The following is a 17,135-nucleotide window of genomic DNA, read 5'->3' on the forward strand; positions in this document are numbered from 1 at the left end:
GGCAGCAACGCGCGGCGGCCTCAGCGCAAGCCGGGTGCAGCAGGGGCTGACGCGCCAAGGCCGCCTGCCCTGCGCGGCGCCGGCCCGCGGCTCAGCGGCCCGTTTCCGTCAGATAGGCCTTGCGCGCAGCCACCGCGGTGTCGGCGAAGTCGGAGAACACACCATCCACGCCCAGGCGGTAGAACTGCAGGTACTCGGCCTGGGGGTCGCCCTTGTAGTCGAAGGCCAGGCGGCGGTTTTCGTTGCGCATGGTCCAGGTGTGGACCATCAGGCCCAGCTTGTGTGCGTCGGCCACCAGGCTGGTGGGGGTGCTGCTGGAAGCGTCGGCGTAGTTGACCACGCCATCCTTGTTCACGTCGACCATCTTGCCGTCGGCGCCAAAGGTGCCCTTGACCGGCACGATGTAGGGCTTCCAGGGGCCCACGCCGTCGGCGTACTTGGCGATCTCGGCCAGGCCCGCCGGCGTGACCATGGAAGCGAACAGGTCCTTGCGGCCCGCGCGTGTCCAGTCGTAGGGGCGGTCATATGGCGCCTCGAAGGTGACCGCGCCGGTCTTGAAGTCGTAGTCGTTGCCATCCACCAGTTGGATGAGGCGCAGCTGGGTCTTGGTGCGCAGGTACTTGAGGTTGGCCGTCTCGAACGACTGCAGGATGACCGGCGAATCCTTCTTGGTGTAGCCGTACTCGGCCAGGATGGCCAGCAGGCGGTCTTCGAGCTTGAGGCCCGCATCTTCATGGTAGGTGGGGTGCTTGGTCTCGGGATAGACGCCGATCACGCGGCCCACCTTGCCGCCCTCGGTCTTGGCCAGGTCCAGCACCTCGCGCAGCGTGGGGATCTGGAACTTGCCGTTATAGGACTGGTCGCGCTCGGCCAGCGGCTGGATGGCGCGCAGGGTCTTCAGTTCCGCCAGCGTGAAGTCGGTGGCGAACCAGCCTTCTTCTTCCACGCCGTCGACCATGCGCTTGGTCTTGCGGCTGGCGAACTCGGGGCGGCTGGCCACATCGGTGGTGCTGGTGATGTTGGGTTCATGGCGCGCCACCAGGTGGCCGTCCTTGGTGGCTACCAGATCGGGCTCGATGAAATCCGCCCCCATCTGGATGGCCAGCGCATAGCTCTCCAGCGTGTGGTCCGGGCGGTAGCCCGAGGCGCCGCGATGCCCCACCACCAGCGGAGCCTGGCCGCTCAGCGTCGGCAGCGGTGCGGGGTCGTCGCCGCCGCCACAGGCGGTCGCCAGCAGGGAGGCACTCATCGCAATGATCAAGGGAAGACGGTGAGAAGACATGGGCATCCTTGGCCGTAAAAGTGAGCGATCCAGTCTCTGTTGCACTTGTGACGCTTGCATGACGCTGTGGGTTTTGCGCCCACCGTCATCGGGTGCATCCGGGACAATACACCCCTATGTCGGACATGCCCCATTTACTCATCCCGCTGGCCGCCAGCCCGGCCCAGGGATGCCAGCAGGCGCTTGAAGGCCTGGAACTGCCCCAGTTGGACCGGCTGTTGGCCCGCCTGTCCAGCACCGGCCTGGACGCCGGCGCCGAGACGGACTTCGCCCCGCCCCACGAACGCGCCCTGGCCCGCCACCACGGCCTGCCCGCCACCAGCGAGGGCACCACGCCCTGGGCCGCGTGGCACCAGCACCAGCAGTTCAGTGCGCCCGGCACAACCACCAGCGCCTGGGCCTTCATCACCCCTTGCCACTGGCAGGTCGGTGCCGACCATGTCACGCTGGGCGACCCGGCGCGGCTGCAGCTGGACGAGGCCGCCTCGCGCGCGCTGCTCGCCATCGTGGCGCCCTGGTTTGCCGAGGACGGCATCACGCTCGCCTACGACCAGCCGACGCGCTGGATCGCGCAAGGCGCAGTGTTCGACAACCTGCCCACCGCGTCGCTGGACCGCGTGATCCAGCGCGACGTGCGCGCCTGGATGCCCGACCCCGCTCGCGCGCGCCTGCTGCACCGCCTGCACAGCGAGATGCAGATGCTGCTGTACACCCACCCCTTCAACGACGCACGCGCGGCCCAGGGCCTGCCGCCGGTCAATGCCTTCTGGGTGCACGGCGCAGGCGCCCTGCCCCAGCCACCCGCCCCCGTGCCAGCGCCCGAGATGCCCACCACCCTGCTGGACGCTGCGCTGCGCGAGGACTGGCACGCCTGGCGCCAGGCCTGGGCCGCGCTGGACGCCGGCCCCGTGGCGCGCCTGGCCGCGCATGTGGCGGGCGGCGGCGCGGCGCGCCTCACGCTGTGCGGCGAACGCGGCGCACAGTCCTGGCACACGGCGCCGCGCAGCCTGGGCCAGCGCATTCAGAGTCTTTTCAAGCCCCAGCGCTTTTCCAGCGTGCGCGAGCAGCTATGAAAATAGTAGCTAGAGACATCCCGCCGCGCGTGGTCTGGGCGCTGGAGCAGGCCGGCGTGCACCCGCTGCTGGCACGCCTGTACGCGGCGCGCGGCATCCGCGCCAAGGAGGAGCTGGACGACGCTCTCGCCCGCCTGCTGCCGCCAGACACGCTCATGGGCGTGCGGCAGGCCGCGGCGCTGCTAGCCGACGCCATCAGCCAGGAACGGCGCCTGCTCATCGTGGCCGACTACGACTGCGACGGCGCCACCGCCTGCGCGGTGGGGGTGCGCGGCCTGCGCCTGCTGGGCGCACGCCATGTTCAGTATTTGGTGCCCGACCGCGTGGTGGACGGCTACGGCCTCACCGCCTCCATCGCGCAGCGCGTGCACGAGCGCGGCGCCGACGTGCTCATCACCGTGGACAACGGCATCGCCAGCATCGAGGGCGTGGCGCGCGCCAAGGCGCTGGGGCTGACCGTGCTCATCACCGACCACCACCTGCCCGGCCCCGAACTTCCCGCGGCCGACGCCATCGTCAACCCCAACCAGCCGGGCTGCGGCTTCGAGAGCAAATCCATCGCCGGCGTGGGCGTGATGTTCTACGTGCTCATGGCGCTGCGCGCCGAGCTGCGCGCGCGCGGCGTGTTCGACAAGGCCACGCAACCCAAGCTGGAGCCGCTGCTGCCGCTGGTGGCCCTGGGCACCGTGGCCGACGTGGTGCGCCTGGACAACAACAACCGCCGCCTGGTGGCGCAGGGCTTGAAGCGCATCCGCGCCGGCCAGATGCAGCCCGGCATCCAGGCCCTGTTCGACGCGGCCGGGCGCAAGGCCCCCGTCGCCACCACCTTCGACTTCGGCTTTGCCCTTGGGCCCCGCATCAATGCCGCGGGGCGCCTGGCCGACATGACGCTGGGCATCGAATGCCTGCTGACCGACGACCCGGCGCGCGCCGCCGACCTGGCCCGGCAACTAGATGCCATTAACCGCGAACGGCGCGAGCTGGAGGGCGGCATGCGCGAGCAGGCCCTGCTGCTGGCGGAGAGCCTGTTCGACGAAGGCGAGGAGCCGCCGCCCGCCATCAGCGTGTTCGACCCCGACTTCCACGAGGGCGTGGTGGGCATCGTGGCCTCGCGCCTCAAGGACAAGCTGCACCGCCCCACCTTCGTGTTCGCTGCCAGCAGCGCGCCGGGCAAGGAGCATGAGCTGAAGGGTTCGGGGCGGTCCATCCCCGGTTTTCACCTGCGCGACGCGCTGGACCTGGTAGCCAAGCGCCACCCCGGCGTGATCCTGAAGTTCGGCGGCCACGCCATGGCGGCCGGCTGCACCGTGGCCGAGGAGCATTTCGACCTCTTCGAGCAGGCCTTCGCCCAGGTCGCACAGGAATGGCTGGATGCCGCGACGCTCACGCGCCGGCTGGAGACCGACGGCCCGCTGGCCCCGGAATACTGTCGTGCGGAACTGGTGGACACGCTGCACCGCGAGGTCTGGGGCCAGGGCTTTGCCCCGCCCACCTTCAGCGAGGAGGTGCAGGTGCTCAGCCAGCGCCTGGTGGGCGAGGCGCGCAACCACCTGTCTATCAAGCTGCTGCACCAGGGCCAGCCCGTGGACGCCATCTGGTTCGGCCACACCGACCCGCTGCCCGAACGGGCGTTGCTGGCCTTCCGGCTGGACGTGAACGAGTGGCGGGGCGAGCGGCGGGTGCAGTTTCTGGTGGAGGGACTGGAGTCGCCTGCAATGTGACGCTCGGAGCAGCCTAAACGCAACAAAATGTGAATTTTGTATGCATTAAGCCGTATGATCCAGCGCCATTCCTGGACTCTTATTGGTTTTCCCCATGAATGGTTCTCTCTGGCGTTGCCACGCCCTCGTCATTGCAGTCGCCGCCCTGACTGCCGGCTGCGTGACCACCGAGCAATCGCGCACCCTCGAAACCCCCAAGCCCACGGCGTCCGCGCGCGCGTACCAGGGGGTGCGCAGCCCCATTTCCATTGGCAAGTTCGCCAACCGGTCCAACTTCCAACGCGGAATCTTTTCCGATGGTGTGGACCGTCTCGGCGGTCAGGCGCAAACCATTTTGATGACGCACCTGCAGCAAAGCGGACGCTTTAACGTGCTCGACCGCACCAATATGTCGGAAACGCAGCAAGAGGCCGCCCTCCTCAAGCAAGCCCAGACACTCAAGGGGGCGCAGTTCGTCATCACGGGCGATGTCACCGAATTCGGTCGCAAGGAAGTCGGGGACCGGCAGCTGTTCGGGGTGCTGGGGCGCGGCAAGGAACAGGTGGCCTACGCCAAAGTCAGCCTGAACGTGGTGCGCGTACAGACCGGTGAAGTCGTCTTTGCGACCCAGGGGGCCGGCGAATACAGCCTGTCCAGCCGCGAGGTCGTAGGTTTTGGCAGCCGCGCAGGGTATGACTCCACCCTGAACGGCAAAGTGCTTGACCTGGCCATCCGCGAAGCCGTGGACAAGCTCGTGAGTGGTGTCGAATCTGGCGCATGGGTGCCCGCACAATGAGCCAACACACCACCACCCGCTTGGCGCTTCCCATCGCAGCTGCGTTGGTCATGACGGGCTGCGCCACCACATCCCATCAGCCGCTGTACGGCTGGGACGGCTATCAGCCTCAGGTGTACGAATACCTCAAAAGCAGCGGCAATGCCGATGCTGAACAGCAAGTGGCCAAGCTGGAAGAAGCGCAGCAGAAAATAGAACAGCGCGGCCAAGCCTTGCCCCCCGGCTATCGCGCCCATATGGGCATGCTGTACGCCAAGGCGGGGCAGGACGAAAAAAGCGTCGCAGCCCTTACCGCGGAAAAGGCCACCTTCCCCGAATCGGCGTCTTTCATGGACTTCCTTTTGCGCACACTCACCGGAAAGGCCCCGCAATGATTTCCCGTATTGGCGTTCGCACTGCCGTGGCAGCCGGCGCCGCCGCCATCCTGCTTTTGAGTGGTTGCGCGACCCCTCAGCCCTACGACTATTCAGCGTTGCGTCAAGCCAAGCCCCAGTCCATTCTGGTACTGCCTCCATTGAACCAAACGCCCGAAGTGACCGCGCCGGCGGGCGTCCTCTCACGCGCCACGCTCCCCCTGGCGGAGTCCGGCTATTACGTGCTGCCAGTGGCCGTGACCGAAGAGACCTTCAGGAACAACGGCATCATTTCGGCCCAAGACGCACAGGAATTGCCCGTGGCCAAGTTGCGGGAAATTTTTGGTGCGGATGCGGCGCTCTACCTGGACGTGCGGCAGTACGGCTCGGTGTACGCCGTCGTGAGCAGTGAAACCCGGGTAACGCTGGCCGCCCGCCTCATGGATCTGCGCACGGGCGAGCAACTGTGGTCGGGCGAGGCAACAGCCTCGAGTGCAGAAAACAAGCGTTCAAGCGGTGGCTTGGTGGGCATGCTGGTGTCTGCGCTCATTGACCAGATTGTGGAAACCTTGTCAGACCGCAGCGTGCAGATCGCCGAGGTCGCAAACGGCCGACTGCTGTATGCCGGCCGTCCGGGAGGACTATTGCATGGGCCTCGCTCTCCCAAGTACGGAGCAGACAGCAAGCCATGACCACGTAACGTCCAAAGCGGCGTATAGATGGCGAAAAGCGCGGCACAGGCCGCGCTTTTTTTGTCCCGACTGGGGACGGGCCGTACCAATGACGCTATTTTTTAGAGCTTAGAAGCTCTCCCATTCGCCATCCGCATCCGATGCCGCAGGCGTCTTGGCCGGCGCGATCTGGGGGGTGGACACCTTGGCGGCAGCCTTTGTCGGTGTGGGCTTGGCCAGCGTCGCGCGCGCCGGCGTTGCGGCCGGTGTCTTGACCGGGGCGGGCGCTACCGCTGGCGGCGCCACGCGGGCCGGGCTGCGGGGCGCCGCGACGGCGCCATTGCCCACATTGAACACGGCCACTACCTGCGCCAGGCGCTGCGCCTGTTCATGCAGGGCGGCGGCGGCGGCGCTGGACTCTTCCACCAGCGCGGCATTTTGCTGCGTCATCTGGTCCAGGTTCGCCACGGCCTGGTTCACCTGGCCGATGCCGTCGCGCTGCTCGGTGGACGAAGCGGTGATCTCGCCGATCAGGTCGCTCACGCGGCGCACGCTGTGCACGATGTCCTGCATGCTCTGGCCGGCCTGCTCCACCTGGGCTGAGCCCGATTGCACGTTGTCCACGCTGGTGGTGATGAGCTGCTTGATCTCCTTGGCGGCCTCGGCGCTGCGCTGCGCCAGGCTGCGCACTTCGCCCGCCACCACGGCAAAGCCGCGGCCCTGCTCGCCCGCGCGTGCGGCTTCCACGGCGGCGTTCAGCGCCAGGATGTTGGTCTGGAAGGCAATGCCATCGATCACACCGATGATGTCGGCGATCTTGCGGCTGGATTCGGTGATCTGCTGCATGCTGGTGACCACCTGGCCCACCACTTCGCCGCCACGCTCTGCGGCCTGCGCGGCGTTGGCGGCGAGTTGGTTGGCCTGGCGCGCGGTGTCGGCCGACTGGGTGACGGTGGCGGTGAGCTCTTCCATGCTGGCGGCCGTCTCTTCGAGGTTGGCCGCGGTCTGCTCGGTTCGCGCAGACAGGTCGTGGTTGCCCGTGGCGATCTGGCTGGACGCCGCCGAGACCGATTCCACGCCCGAGCGCACTTCGCCCACCACGCCGCGCAGACGTGCTCCCATGGCCGACAGCGAGCGCAGCAAGTGGCCCAGTTCGTCACGACGGTCATCGTGCACGTCTTGCGTCAAGTCGCCACCGGCAATCGCGTTAGCCAGCCCCACGGCCCGCTCCAGGGGATGCGTGATGGAGCGCACGAGCAGATTCGCCAGCACCAGGCCCAAGACCACCACCACCGCGGCGATGCCCGCGCCCATCCACATGGCGCGCTGGCGCAAGGCCTGGGCCTCTTGCTTGGCGGCGTCGCGCTGGCGTTCTTGCAGTTGGACGAAGGCGTCCTGTTCGCCCACATAGCGCTCCACGGCGGGCAGCAGTTTGCTGTCCACCAGGGTCAGCGTGCGGGCGAAGTCGCCTTCGGCCCGGGCCTTGGTGGCCTCCGCCAGCGCGTCCAGCACCACCTTGCGGGCGGCGGCCACGCGTTCCATCTGGGCCTTGTCCTCCGCAGAGAAGGCCACAGCCTCCACCTGTTTTTGCAGGGCATTGATGGCCTCGATCCCCTGCTTGGCTTTCTTCTGCAGGCCCGACGCCAGGGTCTCGTCGGCCGAGGCCAGCGCGCTCACGGACTGGTCCACGGCCAGCGTGGTCAGCCCTTTCCAGCGCAGGGCCAGGCTGATGCGGTCTTCGTTGGCCTGCACGATGCGCGCCGCCTCATCATCGAGCTGGGCGGTGTAGGCCAACAGGCCCGCCAGCAAAAGCAGCATGGAGACCAGCAGCCCCAGGACGAGTCCCCACAGTTTGCGGGCGACGGGCAAATGGTTGAAATTCATGTTCTACGCAATCAAGGGCGCCAGGCGCCGTGGGCTGTTGAGGGCCGTGCTGCGATTGGTCGGCAGCAAGGGTAAACCCCCATATTGTCTCATTTACACACATTTAATTACAAACTATCGATCACCGACGCCTCACAACGCCTTTGTCACCCGGTTGTAACCACCACGACAACATGCCCTGCTGGCTCCCCCTAAAATGAAATCGTGTCCATCCTCCTCAATGCCGACCTCCACTGCCACTCCGTGGTGTCTGACGGCACCCTCACCCCCGAAGCGCTGGCAGCCCGTGCGCATGCCAACGGTGTAGCGCTGTGGGCGCTGACGGATCATGACGAGATCGGCGGCCAGCACCGCGCCGCCGCCGCCGCGCACGCGCTGGGCATGGACTACCTCACGGGCACAGAGATCTCGGTCACCTTCGCCGACACCACGGTGCATATCGTGGGACTGGGGTTCGACCCGGACAATGCACAACTCGCCCAGGGCCTCGCGGCCACGCGCGGCGGGCGCGGCGAACGGGCACAGGAGATGGCGCAGCAACTCGCGCACGTGGGTATCCGCGGCGCATTCGAAGGGGCGTTGCGCTACGCGGGCAACCCTGAACTGGTCTCGCGCACGCACTTTGCCCGCTTCCTCGTGGAGACCGGCGTGTGCCATGACACCTCCGAAGTGTTCCGGCGCTTTCTCACCGAGGGCAACCCCGGCTACGTACCCCACCGCTGGGCCACGCTGGGCAATGCGGTGCGCTGGATCCGCGAGGCCGGCGGCATGGCCGTGATCGCCCATCCTGCACGCTACCGATTCACGGCGAATGAGGAATACGCCTTGTTTTCCGAGTTCAAGCAGCACGGCGGCCAGGGCGTGGAAGTGGTGACCGGCAGCCATACGCCATCCGAATATCCCGTGTACGCCGCCATGGCGCAGGAGTTCGGCATGGCCGCCTCGCGCGGCAGCGACTTCCACAGCCCGAACGAATCACACACCGATCTGGGCGCCCTGCCGGATTTGCCAGGCCAGCTCACCCCCGTGTGGGAGCTGTTGTCCGATCGCATCCTGCGCGCCCCCCGCACCACTGCCGGCTGACCGCCGCGCCCCTCCATGGCCCAATATTTCGAGATCTACGCCGACAACCCGCAGCCGCGCCTGCTCAAGCAGGCCGCCACGCTGCTGTCGAGCGGCGGCATCCTGGCCGTGCCCACCGACTCCAGCTACGCGCTGGTCTGCCGCCTGGACGACAAGGACGCCGTGGACCGGATTCGTCGTATTCGACAGATCAACGACAAGCACCACCTCACCCTGCTGTGCCGCGACCTGTCGGAGCTGGCCAATTACGCGCATGTGGACAACCGCCAATATCGCCTGCTGAAGTTGGCCACGCCGGGGCCTTACGCCTTCATCCTGGACGCCACCAAGGAAGTGCCGCGCCGCGTGAGCCATCCGCAGCGCAAGACCATCGGTCTGCGCGTGCCCGACCGCAAGGGCCTGCAGATGCTGCTGGAGCTGCACGGCGCGCCGCTGCTGGCCACCACACTGATCCCAGCGGGCGAAAGCGAGCCGCTGAACGACCCGCAGGAGATCCGCGAGCGCTTTGAAAAGCAGCTCGATGGCATCCTCGACGCGGGCGGCTGCCCGCTGGAGCCCACCACGGTACTGGACCTCACGCCCATGAATACCGGCGGCGACCCCATCGTGGTGCGCGAAGGTGGTGGCAGCCTGGCCAAGCTGGGGCTTTAAGGGCACGCGCCCGGGCTTGGTGCGTGCCACGGCGGCGCAATGCGCCGACGGAAGATTCAGAACGTTTAAGGCCTCTAGCGCCCATCCAGCAAGCGCCAATAGCTACTAAAACAGTAGCAATCAGTCACACCACCACCAGCCGGCGCAGCCATTGCAGCAGCACCTGCGGCAGTTCCTCGGGCCGGGGCAGCAGCGCGTAGTGATGGGCACCGAACACCGTGGGCAGATAGCGGGCCGCCTGGCGATCGATGGTCAGGCAAAACGGCGCAATGCCTTGCAGCCGCGCCTCGGTCACGGCCTGGCGCATGTCCTCCAGTCCATAGCGGCCTTCATAGGCGTCGATGTCGTTGGGCTTGCCATCGGACAGCAGCAACAGCAGGCGGTGCGCGGCCGGCTGGCGCATCAGCGTGCTGGTGGCATGGCGCAGCGCGGCGCCGGCGCGCGTGTAGTGCTCGGGCTCCAGACCGGCGATGCGCAGCGCAGCGTCCCGCCCGTAGGGCTGGTCAAAACGCTTGACGTTGCGCACCACCACCCCCTGCGGCCCCTCACCGGAGAACGCCTGCACCGCAAACGGCGCGCCCATGCCGTCCAGCGCCATGCTCACCAGCAGCAGCGCCTCACGCGCTACGTCAACCACCCGCCGGCCCGGCGCCACCCAGGCGTCGGTGGAGCCGCTCACATCCATGAGCACCAGCACCGCCAGGTCGCGGTGCAGGCGGCGCTCGCTGCGGTACAGGCGCTGGGGCAGCGGCAGGCCCGCGGCAAAGTCTGCGCGCGCCTCGATGCAAGCCTCCAGATCGATCTCGTCGCCGTCGAGCTGGCGGCGCACGGCCACGCGGCGGCTGCGCAATAGCTCGAACCGCCTGCGCACGGCGTGCAGCATGGCCCGGCGCTCATGCAGCGTGGCTTCCAACCAATCGGGCGCGCCCAGGGCTGCGTCGTGCACCCACACGGCGGCGCCGGGGCGGCGGTAGCTGCCGCTGGCGCCGTCCCACTCGGGGTAGTACAGAACGTCGACGCCCGGCGCGGCGGCCGCACCACCGCCCGCCCGCGCCTGGCGCGCCAGATGCTCCGGCGGGTCATCGGACAGCAGCACCTCCTTCGGACGGCCGGGCGTGGCCACGAGGCGCGCCTCGGGCAGTTCGGACAGCGCATCGGCGAACTCCTCGGCCGCCGTGTTGGCGTCGCGGTCGCTCGGGCGCTGCATGCCCATGGGGTCCGCGGCCTGTTCGTGCGGCTGGGCGGTCTGCACCATCCAAGCGCCGGGACCGTTCGCATCGTCCTCATCGGGAAGCGCCTGGCGCACCTGCGGACGCCGCGCCAGACGGGCAGCATGGGTCGTCCCAGAGGCATCCTCTGCGCCGTCCGCCGTGGCGTGCGCAGGCGCGGGGGTAGCCGGCGTGCGCAGCTCGCCCAGCCACGCGTCGGCCATGCACCAGCGCTGCTGGCGCGCGGGGGCCGCGGCCGGGCGCAGGCGCGAAGCGAGGGCACGTGCATGCGCCAGCACCTGTGGCGCCGGGGCCGGCAGCGATGGCATCAGGCCGGGAGGCCCGGCGCCCGCGGGTGGGCCGGCCAGCAGGGCGTGCGCCAGCGACTCCAGCGGTTGCAGGTGCGGCGGCAGCGCCGCCACGGCCGGGCGCGCTGCCAGCATGGCCTGCCGCAGGCGCGCCAGTGGCGCGGCCATGCCCGGCAGGCGCAGGGCCAGCGCGTGGTCGGCGGCATGGGCTTCAAGCAGTGCAAACAACGCCCGCTCGAAACCGTCCACCGCCTGGGCAGCGTATGCCGGCGCCCCCCGCACTGCGCGCATACCGTGCACCAGCGCGAGCGTGCGGTAGCGCTCGTCGGCGGGGAGCGCGCCTTCCTTCCCCGCTTGCGCGCCGGGTATATCCGTCAGCGCGGGGGGCAGCCACAGGTTGGCGCCGTCGGTGGCGGGCACGGCGTCGCGCTGGCTGGGGGCCTCTGCTCGCTGCATCCAGCGCGAGAGGAAGGTGGGCGGCGCAGGCGGTTGCGCCGCGCGCAGCTGCAGGCGGATGCCCAGCGCGGCGCTTACCAGCAGGTCCAGGCGTGGCGCCACATCGGCCAGATGCAGCCGGGGTGGGCCGGCCGGCGATGGGCGGTGGCGGCGCCACAGCGCCTGGGCATAGATCGTGGCATGCCGCGCCGCGTCGGTGATGACGTCCTCGGCCTCGGCCATGGTCAGACGAAGGTGGCGTCGACAAGGTCGCGCATGGCGCCCACCAGCGATGCCTCGTCCGACAGCGGCGCCACGATGGCGTGCAGGCAGGCGCGGCGCAGGTCCACGCCGCGCACCGCCAGCTGCGCGGCCGCCACCAGCAGCCGCGTACTGGGCACCTCGGCCAAGCCACGGTCCTGCAGTGCGCGCAGCCGCGTGGCGAGCTGCACCAGCGCGCGCGCCTCGGGCTCGGCAATGCCGCTTTCCTGCGCAACGATGCGCGCCTCTACCTCAGGCGCGGGAAAGCCGAAGTCCAGCGCCACGAAGCGCTGGCGCGTGCTGGGCTTCAGGTCCTTGAGCATGCGCTGGTAGCCGGGGTTGTATGACACGATGAGCCCGAAGCCGGGCGCGGCCTCGACCACCTCGCCCGTCTTGTCGATGGGCAGGATGCGCCGGTGGTCGGTGAGCGGGTGCAATACGACCACCGTGTCCTGCCGCGCCTCCACCACTTCGTCCAGGTAGCACAGCGCGCCCTCGCGCACAGCGCGGGTCAGCGGCCCGTCGTGCCACACGGTGCCGCTGCCCTGGATGAGGAAGCGGCCGATCAGGTCGCTGGCGCTCAGGTCGTCATGGCAGGCGATGGTGATGAGCGGGCGCTTCAGGCGCCAGGCCATGTGCTCTACGAAGCGCGTCTTGCCGCAACCTGTGGGCCCCTTGAGCATGACGGCCAGGCCCTGTGCGTGGCACTGCGCGAAGACCTCGATCTCGTCGCCGCTGGGCAGGTAATAGGGGGGCTCCGGCGCAGGGGACGTTGCCGGGCGGGCCATCCCCGCCCCGCCCTGTAGATCAAATCGCTGCAGCACGGTGCGTATCGAGGGGACGGTCCACCGGATCGCTGGCGTTGACCTCCAGCCGCAGCGGGTGGCGGAAGAAATCGATGATGAACAACGCAACGCCAATCGCGAAGATGGACGCAGTGATGACCAGCATGACAAAGTGCACCTGGATCTTGAGTTGCGCATCCAGGTAGCCCATGCCCATGATGCGCTCCAGGTACACCTGCCCAATGCCCGCGGTGGCGAACGACAGCGTCATGCCGAACATGCCCGCCAGCTGCATCCAGAACGACAGGTAGCCCATGGCGGTGCCTTCCTCGGGCCTGCGTGTGAGGGCCGGCTGCGCATAGCTGATCATGGCCATCACGATCATCGCGTAGGCTCCGTAGAACGCCGCGTGCCCGTGCATGGCGGTAATGAGGGTGCCGTGCGTCCACTTGTTCACGCTGGGGAAAGTGTGGGCCAGGCCCAGCAGGCCGGCACCGAACAGCGTGAACACGGCGCTGCCCACCGTCCAGTGCAGCGCCAGCTTGTTGGGGTGGGCCATGCCCGAGCGGCGCATGGCGAAGTAGGCATACATGGCCATGCCCACCAGGGCCACGGGCTCCAGTGCGCTGAAGAAACCCCCGATGGGCAGCCAGTACTGCGGCACGCCCACCCAGTAATAGTGGTGCGCCGTACCCAGGATGCCGGCAATGAACACCAGCCCCACGATGACATAGAGCCACTTTTCCATCACCTCGCGGTCTGCGCCCGACAGGCGGATCAGCAGGTACGCGAGGAAGCCGCCCTGGATCATCTCCCACACGCCCTCCACCCACAGGTGAATGGTCCACCACCGGTAGAAGATGGCCACGGTGTAGTTGTGAAACTCCAGCAACGCCGGCAGGTACAGCACCGCCGCCAGGCCCAGGCCGCCCAGCAGCACACCCTCCGGTGTCGTGAAACGGCCGGACTTGCGGATCGTCATGCCGACGTTGTAGAGGAACATGAGCATCACGATCACGATCACGATCTTGGAGGGCAGCGGCTGCTCCAGCAGCTTGTTGCCCGTGCCCCAGCGAAACAGGTAGCCCACTACCGTGGCCACGCCCATCACCGTCCACAGCACGAGCTGGATGTAGGCCAGCCGTGTGCTGTGCAGTTCGGTGCGCGACTCGTCGGGCACCATCCAGTACGTGGCCCCCATGAAGCCACACAACACCCAGACGATCAGGATGTTGGTATGGATCATCTTGGTCACGTCGAACGGCAGGATGTACAGCAACGGGTCCGGCCCCAGGTACTTGGTGGCCGACAGCAGGCCGAACACCAGCTGCAGCCCGAACAGGGCCACGGCCACGGCGAAATACCAGTAGGCGACGGATTGGGACTTGTATCTCATGGCGGACTCCGGCGATGGCTGCGGGCGTGCTTACTTCATGGACATCAGGTAGGCCACGAGCTGGTCGATCTGCTCGGCCGTGAGGTCCTTGGCGTAGGTCGTGGGCATGAAAGAGGTCCCATCAGCCGAGTACATGGGCCCGGGCACCAGGTGCGCGCTGGGCGAAACGATGGACTCATGCAAGTAGGCCGCCACATCCTTGGCCTGGCCCTTGTAGTCGGCCGAGCCCAGCAGTGCCTCGGTGCGGCCCTTCACACCTGCGAGGGACGGCCCGGCCATATTCACGCCAGGCGCGGTGGAGTGGCAGGCGGTGCAGGCGGGCGTGGCCGTGCGGAATACCCGCTCGCCCAGGGCAATCGGGTCTTCGTTGCCCGACAGCGGGCGCGCACCGGGGGGCGCAGCGATGCCGCCCCGTTCGATCTTCGCGTCGTCCGCCTGCTGCGCGGCGCTGCGGTCAGCCCCCGGCAGTGTGGAGCCCGTCACGAGGATGGGCCGCGGCGGCCATCCCTGGTTGTCCACGTTGCTGACCCAGTCGAAGAAGGCGATGAGTCCGGCAATGTCCTCGTCGCTCAGGTCTTGCTTGGGCATCAGGCGACGGTGGCGCTGCTCGTCGTAGAACTTGGAAGGATCCTTCAGGTAAGCCTTCAGATAAGCCTCGCCGCGCAGCTTGGTGATCTTGGTCAGATCGGGCGCGTAGTAGGCGCCTTCGCCAAAGATGGTGTGGCAGTTGATGCAGTTGTTCTTGTGCCAGACATCCTTGCCGTGCACAACCGCAGGAGTAATGGACTCGGCATTGGTCAGCGCATCGAACTTGCGGTGGCTGTCAAAAGTGAGGAGGAGGAACACCGCCGCCGAGATGCCCGTGGCGACGATGGCGAAAAGACGCGTCTGGCGCTTGTTCATGGGGCCCTCCCTTTCACACGCCGATGCCAGACCAGTACATGACGGCCATGGTGCCGGCGTAGGCCATGGCCACGACCATCAGCAGCACCACAACGAGCGCAAACACCTTCACAGGCAGATACCAGGCATGCATGGGGTGGCCTCCTCTAGCTTGTTGTTTGCGCGCCGTGGGAGCGCGCGCCACTGCCGTGCATGGTGACGGCTTGTCCAGCATGCGGCTGTCGGACAACTGCCCGTGCGCTGTCAGACAGGAAGCCGCAGCGCGCATGGGCGACAATCGGCGGGTGCCCATGACCGACCTTATCCAGACCGTCCTCATCTACGCCCTGCCGGTGCTGTTTGCCATCACCGTGCACGAAGCCGCGCACGGCTATGCCGCCCGGCACTTTGGCGACAACACCGCGCTGATGATGGGCCGTATCACGCTCAACCCCCTCAAACACATCGACCCCGTGGGCACCGTGCTCATGCCGCTGCTGCTGTATTTCGCCACCTCGGGGGCGTTTCTGTTTGGCTATGCCAAGCCCGTGCCGGTGAACTTCAGCCAACTGCGCCACCCCAAGCGCGACATGATCTGGGTGGCGCTGGCGGGCCCCGCATCCAACTTCATCCAGGCCATCGGTTGGGCGCTGCTGCTGGTCGCGCTGGTCGCCGCCGGCACACAGGAGCGCTTCTTCCTGGAGATGGCGCGCGCCGGCATTGCCGTCAACCTCGTAATGTGGGCGTTCAACCTGTTTCCGCTGCCGCCGCTGGACGGAGGCCGCATCCTCGTCGGCCTGCTGCCGTGGAAGCAAGCCCATTTGCTCTCGCGCATCGAACCCTACGGCTTCTTCATCGTGCTCGCACTGGTGGTGGCGGGCATCGTGGGTGCGCTGTGGCTGCGTCCCCTGATGGCGCTGGGCTACAGCGCCATCAACCTCATGCTGTCGCCACTGGTCGCGTTGCTGCGCTGACCGGCTCCTTCTCTGATCCCCCTCATGCCAAAGACCATCCGCTTCCTCACCGGCATCACCCCCTCGGGCACGCCGCACCTGGGCAACTTCGTGGGCTCCATCCGCCCCTCCGTGGCCGCCAGCCGCAACGCAGGCGTAGAGAGTTTTTACTTCCTGGCCGACTACCACGCCCTCATCAAGTGCCAGGAGCCCGAGCGCGTACACCGCTCCACGCTGGAGATCGCCGCCAGCTGGCTCGCCGCTGGACTGGACCCGCAGCAGGTCACCTTCTACCGTCAGTCCGATATCCCTGAAATTCCTGAGCTGCACTGGTTGCTGACCTGCGTGACTGGCAAGGGGTTGCTCAACCGCGCCCACGCCTACAAGGCCGCACAGGACAAGAACCAGGAAGCCGGCCGCGACCTGGACGACGGCGTGAGCGCAGGGCTGTTCATGTACCCCGTGCTGATGGCGGCCGACATCCTGATGTTCAACGCCCACAAGGTGCCCGTGGGCCGCGACCAGATCCAGCACATCGAGATGGCCCGCGACATGGCGGCCAGCTTCAACCACCTCTACGGCGAACACTTCACGCTGCCCGAGGCGGCCGTCGAGGACAACGTGGCGCTGCTGCTGGGCCTGGACGGGCGCAAGATGAGCAAGAGCTACGACAACACCATTCCGCTGTTCTCGACGCGCGAGCAGTTGAGGAAGCTCATCGGCTCCATCGTCACCGACTCGCGCGCCCCTGGCGAGCCCAAGCAGGTGGAGGGCTCGGCTCTGTTCCAGATCTACCAGGCCTTCGCCACACCCGAAGAGACCGCCGCCATGCGGCGCGCCTATGCGGACGGCATCGCCTGGGGCGACGCCAAGCAGATGCTGTTCGAGCGGATCGACCGCGAAATCGCGCCCATGCGCGCGCGCTATGACGACCTGATGGCCCATCCCGAGAAGGTGGAGGCCGCCCTGCAAATCGGCGCCAAGCGTGCCCGCGCCATCGCTGCCCCCTTCCTGCAGCGCCTGCGCGCCGCCGTAGGCCTGCGCGGCCTGAGTGCCGTCGCACACCCCGCACCGGCCACGCAGAAGACCAGCAAGGCCACCCTGCCCGCGTTCAAGCAATACCGCGAGGCCGACGGCAAGTTCTACTTCAAGCTGGTGGCTGCCGACGGCCGCTTGCTGCTGCAAAGCACGGGTTTCGACGCCCCGCGCGACGCCGGCCAGTCCATCGCTCGGCTGCAAAAGGAAGCCGGCGCACTGCAGGCCCTAGCCCCCCTGTTGACGCCGGTGGACGGCGTGCCAGCATCAGAGGTGGAGGCAGCGCTGCTGGCTCTGGCAGCTGCGCAGGAATGAATCCCGGCGCCCGTTGCTATTATTTAAATAGCTACTGGCGCTAGCTCAGCAAGGCCCCGGGGGC

At 67.6% G+C, this 17,135-nt stretch carries 15 protein-coding genes; 9 read left to right on the forward strand and 6 right to left on the reverse strand.

What is annotated here, in order from left to right; translation table 11 throughout:
* Nucleotides 1–91: 91 nt before the first annotated feature.
* Complete coding sequence (locus BV908_RS02115; protein WP_103737204.1) at nt 92–1,282, reverse strand: glycerophosphodiester phosphodiesterase; 1,191 nt, start codon at nt 1,280–1,282, stop codon at nt 92–94.
* A gap of 116 nt (nt 1,283–1,398) precedes the next feature.
* Between BV908_RS02115 and BV908_RS02120 the strand changes: the two genes are divergently transcribed.
* From BV908_RS02120 to BV908_RS02140, 5 genes are all read left to right on the forward strand, one after another.
* Entirely contained in the window at nt 1,399–2,355 is a 957-nt protein-coding gene (locus BV908_RS02120) for a phosphoglycerate mutase (protein ID WP_103737074.1), read from the forward strand.
* Complete coding sequence (recJ, locus tag BV908_RS02125; RefSeq protein ID WP_103737075.1) at nt 2,352–4,076, forward strand: single-stranded-DNA-specific exonuclease RecJ; 1,725 nt, start codon at nt 2,352–2,354, stop codon at nt 4,074–4,076. The genes BV908_RS02120 and recJ overlap by 4 nt, the downstream gene beginning before the upstream one ends.
* A 94-nt stretch (nt 4,077–4,170) precedes the next feature.
* Nucleotides 4,171–4,851 (forward strand): CsgG/HfaB family protein, encoded by a 681-nt coding sequence (locus tag BV908_RS02130; RefSeq protein WP_103737076.1) that lies wholly within the window; start codon nt 4,171–4,173, stop codon nt 4,849–4,851.
* The gene (locus tag BV908_RS02135; protein ID WP_103737077.1) at nt 4,848–5,225 is read left to right on the forward strand and encodes a DUF4810 domain-containing protein; all 378 of its coding nucleotides are present in this window, start codon (nt 4,848–4,850) and stop codon (nt 5,223–5,225) included. Before BV908_RS02130 ends, BV908_RS02135 begins: the two co-directional genes overlap by 4 nt.
* Complete coding sequence (locus tag BV908_RS02140) at nt 5,222–5,896, forward strand: DUF799 domain-containing protein (RefSeq protein ID WP_103737078.1); 675 nt, start codon at nt 5,222–5,224, stop codon at nt 5,894–5,896. Before BV908_RS02135 ends, BV908_RS02140 begins: the two co-directional genes overlap by 4 nt.
* Nucleotides 5,897–6,004: 108 nt before the next feature.
* On the opposite strand, the gene BV908_RS02145 is transcribed toward BV908_RS02140, so the two are convergent.
* Nucleotides 6,005–7,759: a methyl-accepting chemotaxis protein gene (locus BV908_RS02145; protein WP_103737079.1), complete on the reverse strand. Its 1,755-nt coding sequence runs from the start codon at nt 7,757–7,759 to the stop codon at nt 6,005–6,007.
* Between the two features lie 204 nt (nt 7,760–7,963).
* On the opposite strand from BV908_RS02145, the gene BV908_RS02150 reads away from it, so the two are divergent.
* Complete coding sequence (locus BV908_RS02150) at nt 7,964–8,842, forward strand: 3',5'-nucleoside bisphosphate phosphatase (RefSeq protein WP_047349830.1); 879 nt, start codon at nt 7,964–7,966, stop codon at nt 8,840–8,842.
* 15 nt (nt 8,843–8,857) lie between these two features.
* On the forward strand, nt 8,858–9,493 hold the full coding sequence (locus BV908_RS02155) for an L-threonylcarbamoyladenylate synthase (RefSeq protein ID WP_047349829.1): 636 nt from the start codon (nt 8,858–8,860) through the stop codon (nt 9,491–9,493).
* A gap of 124 nt (nt 9,494–9,617) precedes the next feature.
* Here the strand turns inward: BV908_RS02155 and BV908_RS02160 are convergent, their stop codons facing one another.
* From BV908_RS02160 to BV908_RS02175, 4 genes are read right to left on the reverse strand one after another with little or no spacing between them, the layout of a single operon-like run.
* Nucleotides 9,618–11,687, reverse strand: a complete 2,070-nt coding sequence (locus tag BV908_RS02160; protein WP_103737080.1) for a VWA domain-containing protein — start codon at nt 11,685–11,687, stop codon at nt 9,618–9,620.
* A gap of 2 nt (nt 11,688–11,689) precedes the next feature.
* Nucleotides 11,690–12,493 (reverse strand): CbbQ/NirQ/NorQ/GpvN family protein, encoded by an 804-nt coding sequence (locus BV908_RS02165; RefSeq protein WP_011806537.1) that lies wholly within the window; start codon nt 12,491–12,493, stop codon nt 11,690–11,692.
* A 19-nt stretch (nt 12,494–12,512) separates the two neighbouring features.
* On the reverse strand, nt 12,513–13,886 hold the full coding sequence (locus BV908_RS02170; protein ID WP_103737081.1) for a cbb3-type cytochrome c oxidase subunit I: 1,374 nt from the start codon (nt 13,884–13,886) through the stop codon (nt 12,513–12,515).
* Nucleotides 13,887–13,916: 30 nt separating this feature from the next.
* Nucleotides 13,917–14,789 carry a cytochrome c gene (locus BV908_RS02175; RefSeq protein ID WP_015914087.1) on the reverse strand — a complete coding sequence of 291 codons (873 nt, stop codon included), beginning with the start codon at nt 14,787–14,789 and terminating at the stop codon, nt 13,917–13,919.
* A gap of 284 nt (nt 14,790–15,073) precedes the next feature.
* Between BV908_RS02175 and BV908_RS02180 the strand changes: the two genes are divergently transcribed.
* Nucleotides 15,074–15,742, forward strand: a complete 669-nt coding sequence (locus tag BV908_RS02180) for a site-2 protease family protein (RefSeq protein WP_103737205.1) — start codon at nt 15,074–15,076, stop codon at nt 15,740–15,742.
* A gap of 24 nt (nt 15,743–15,766) precedes the next feature.
* The gene (locus tag BV908_RS02185; protein ID WP_103737082.1) at nt 15,767–17,071 is read left to right on the forward strand and encodes a tryptophan--tRNA ligase; all 1,305 of its coding nucleotides are present in this window, start codon (nt 15,767–15,769) and stop codon (nt 17,069–17,071) included.
* Nucleotides 17,072–17,135 lie beyond the last annotated feature (64 nt).

Origin of the sequence: Diaphorobacter sp. LR2014-1, assembly GCF_002916785.1 — a bacterium.
Taxonomy (GTDB): domain Bacteria; phylum Pseudomonadota; class Gammaproteobacteria; order Burkholderiales; family Burkholderiaceae_C; genus Diaphorobacter; species Diaphorobacter nitroreducens.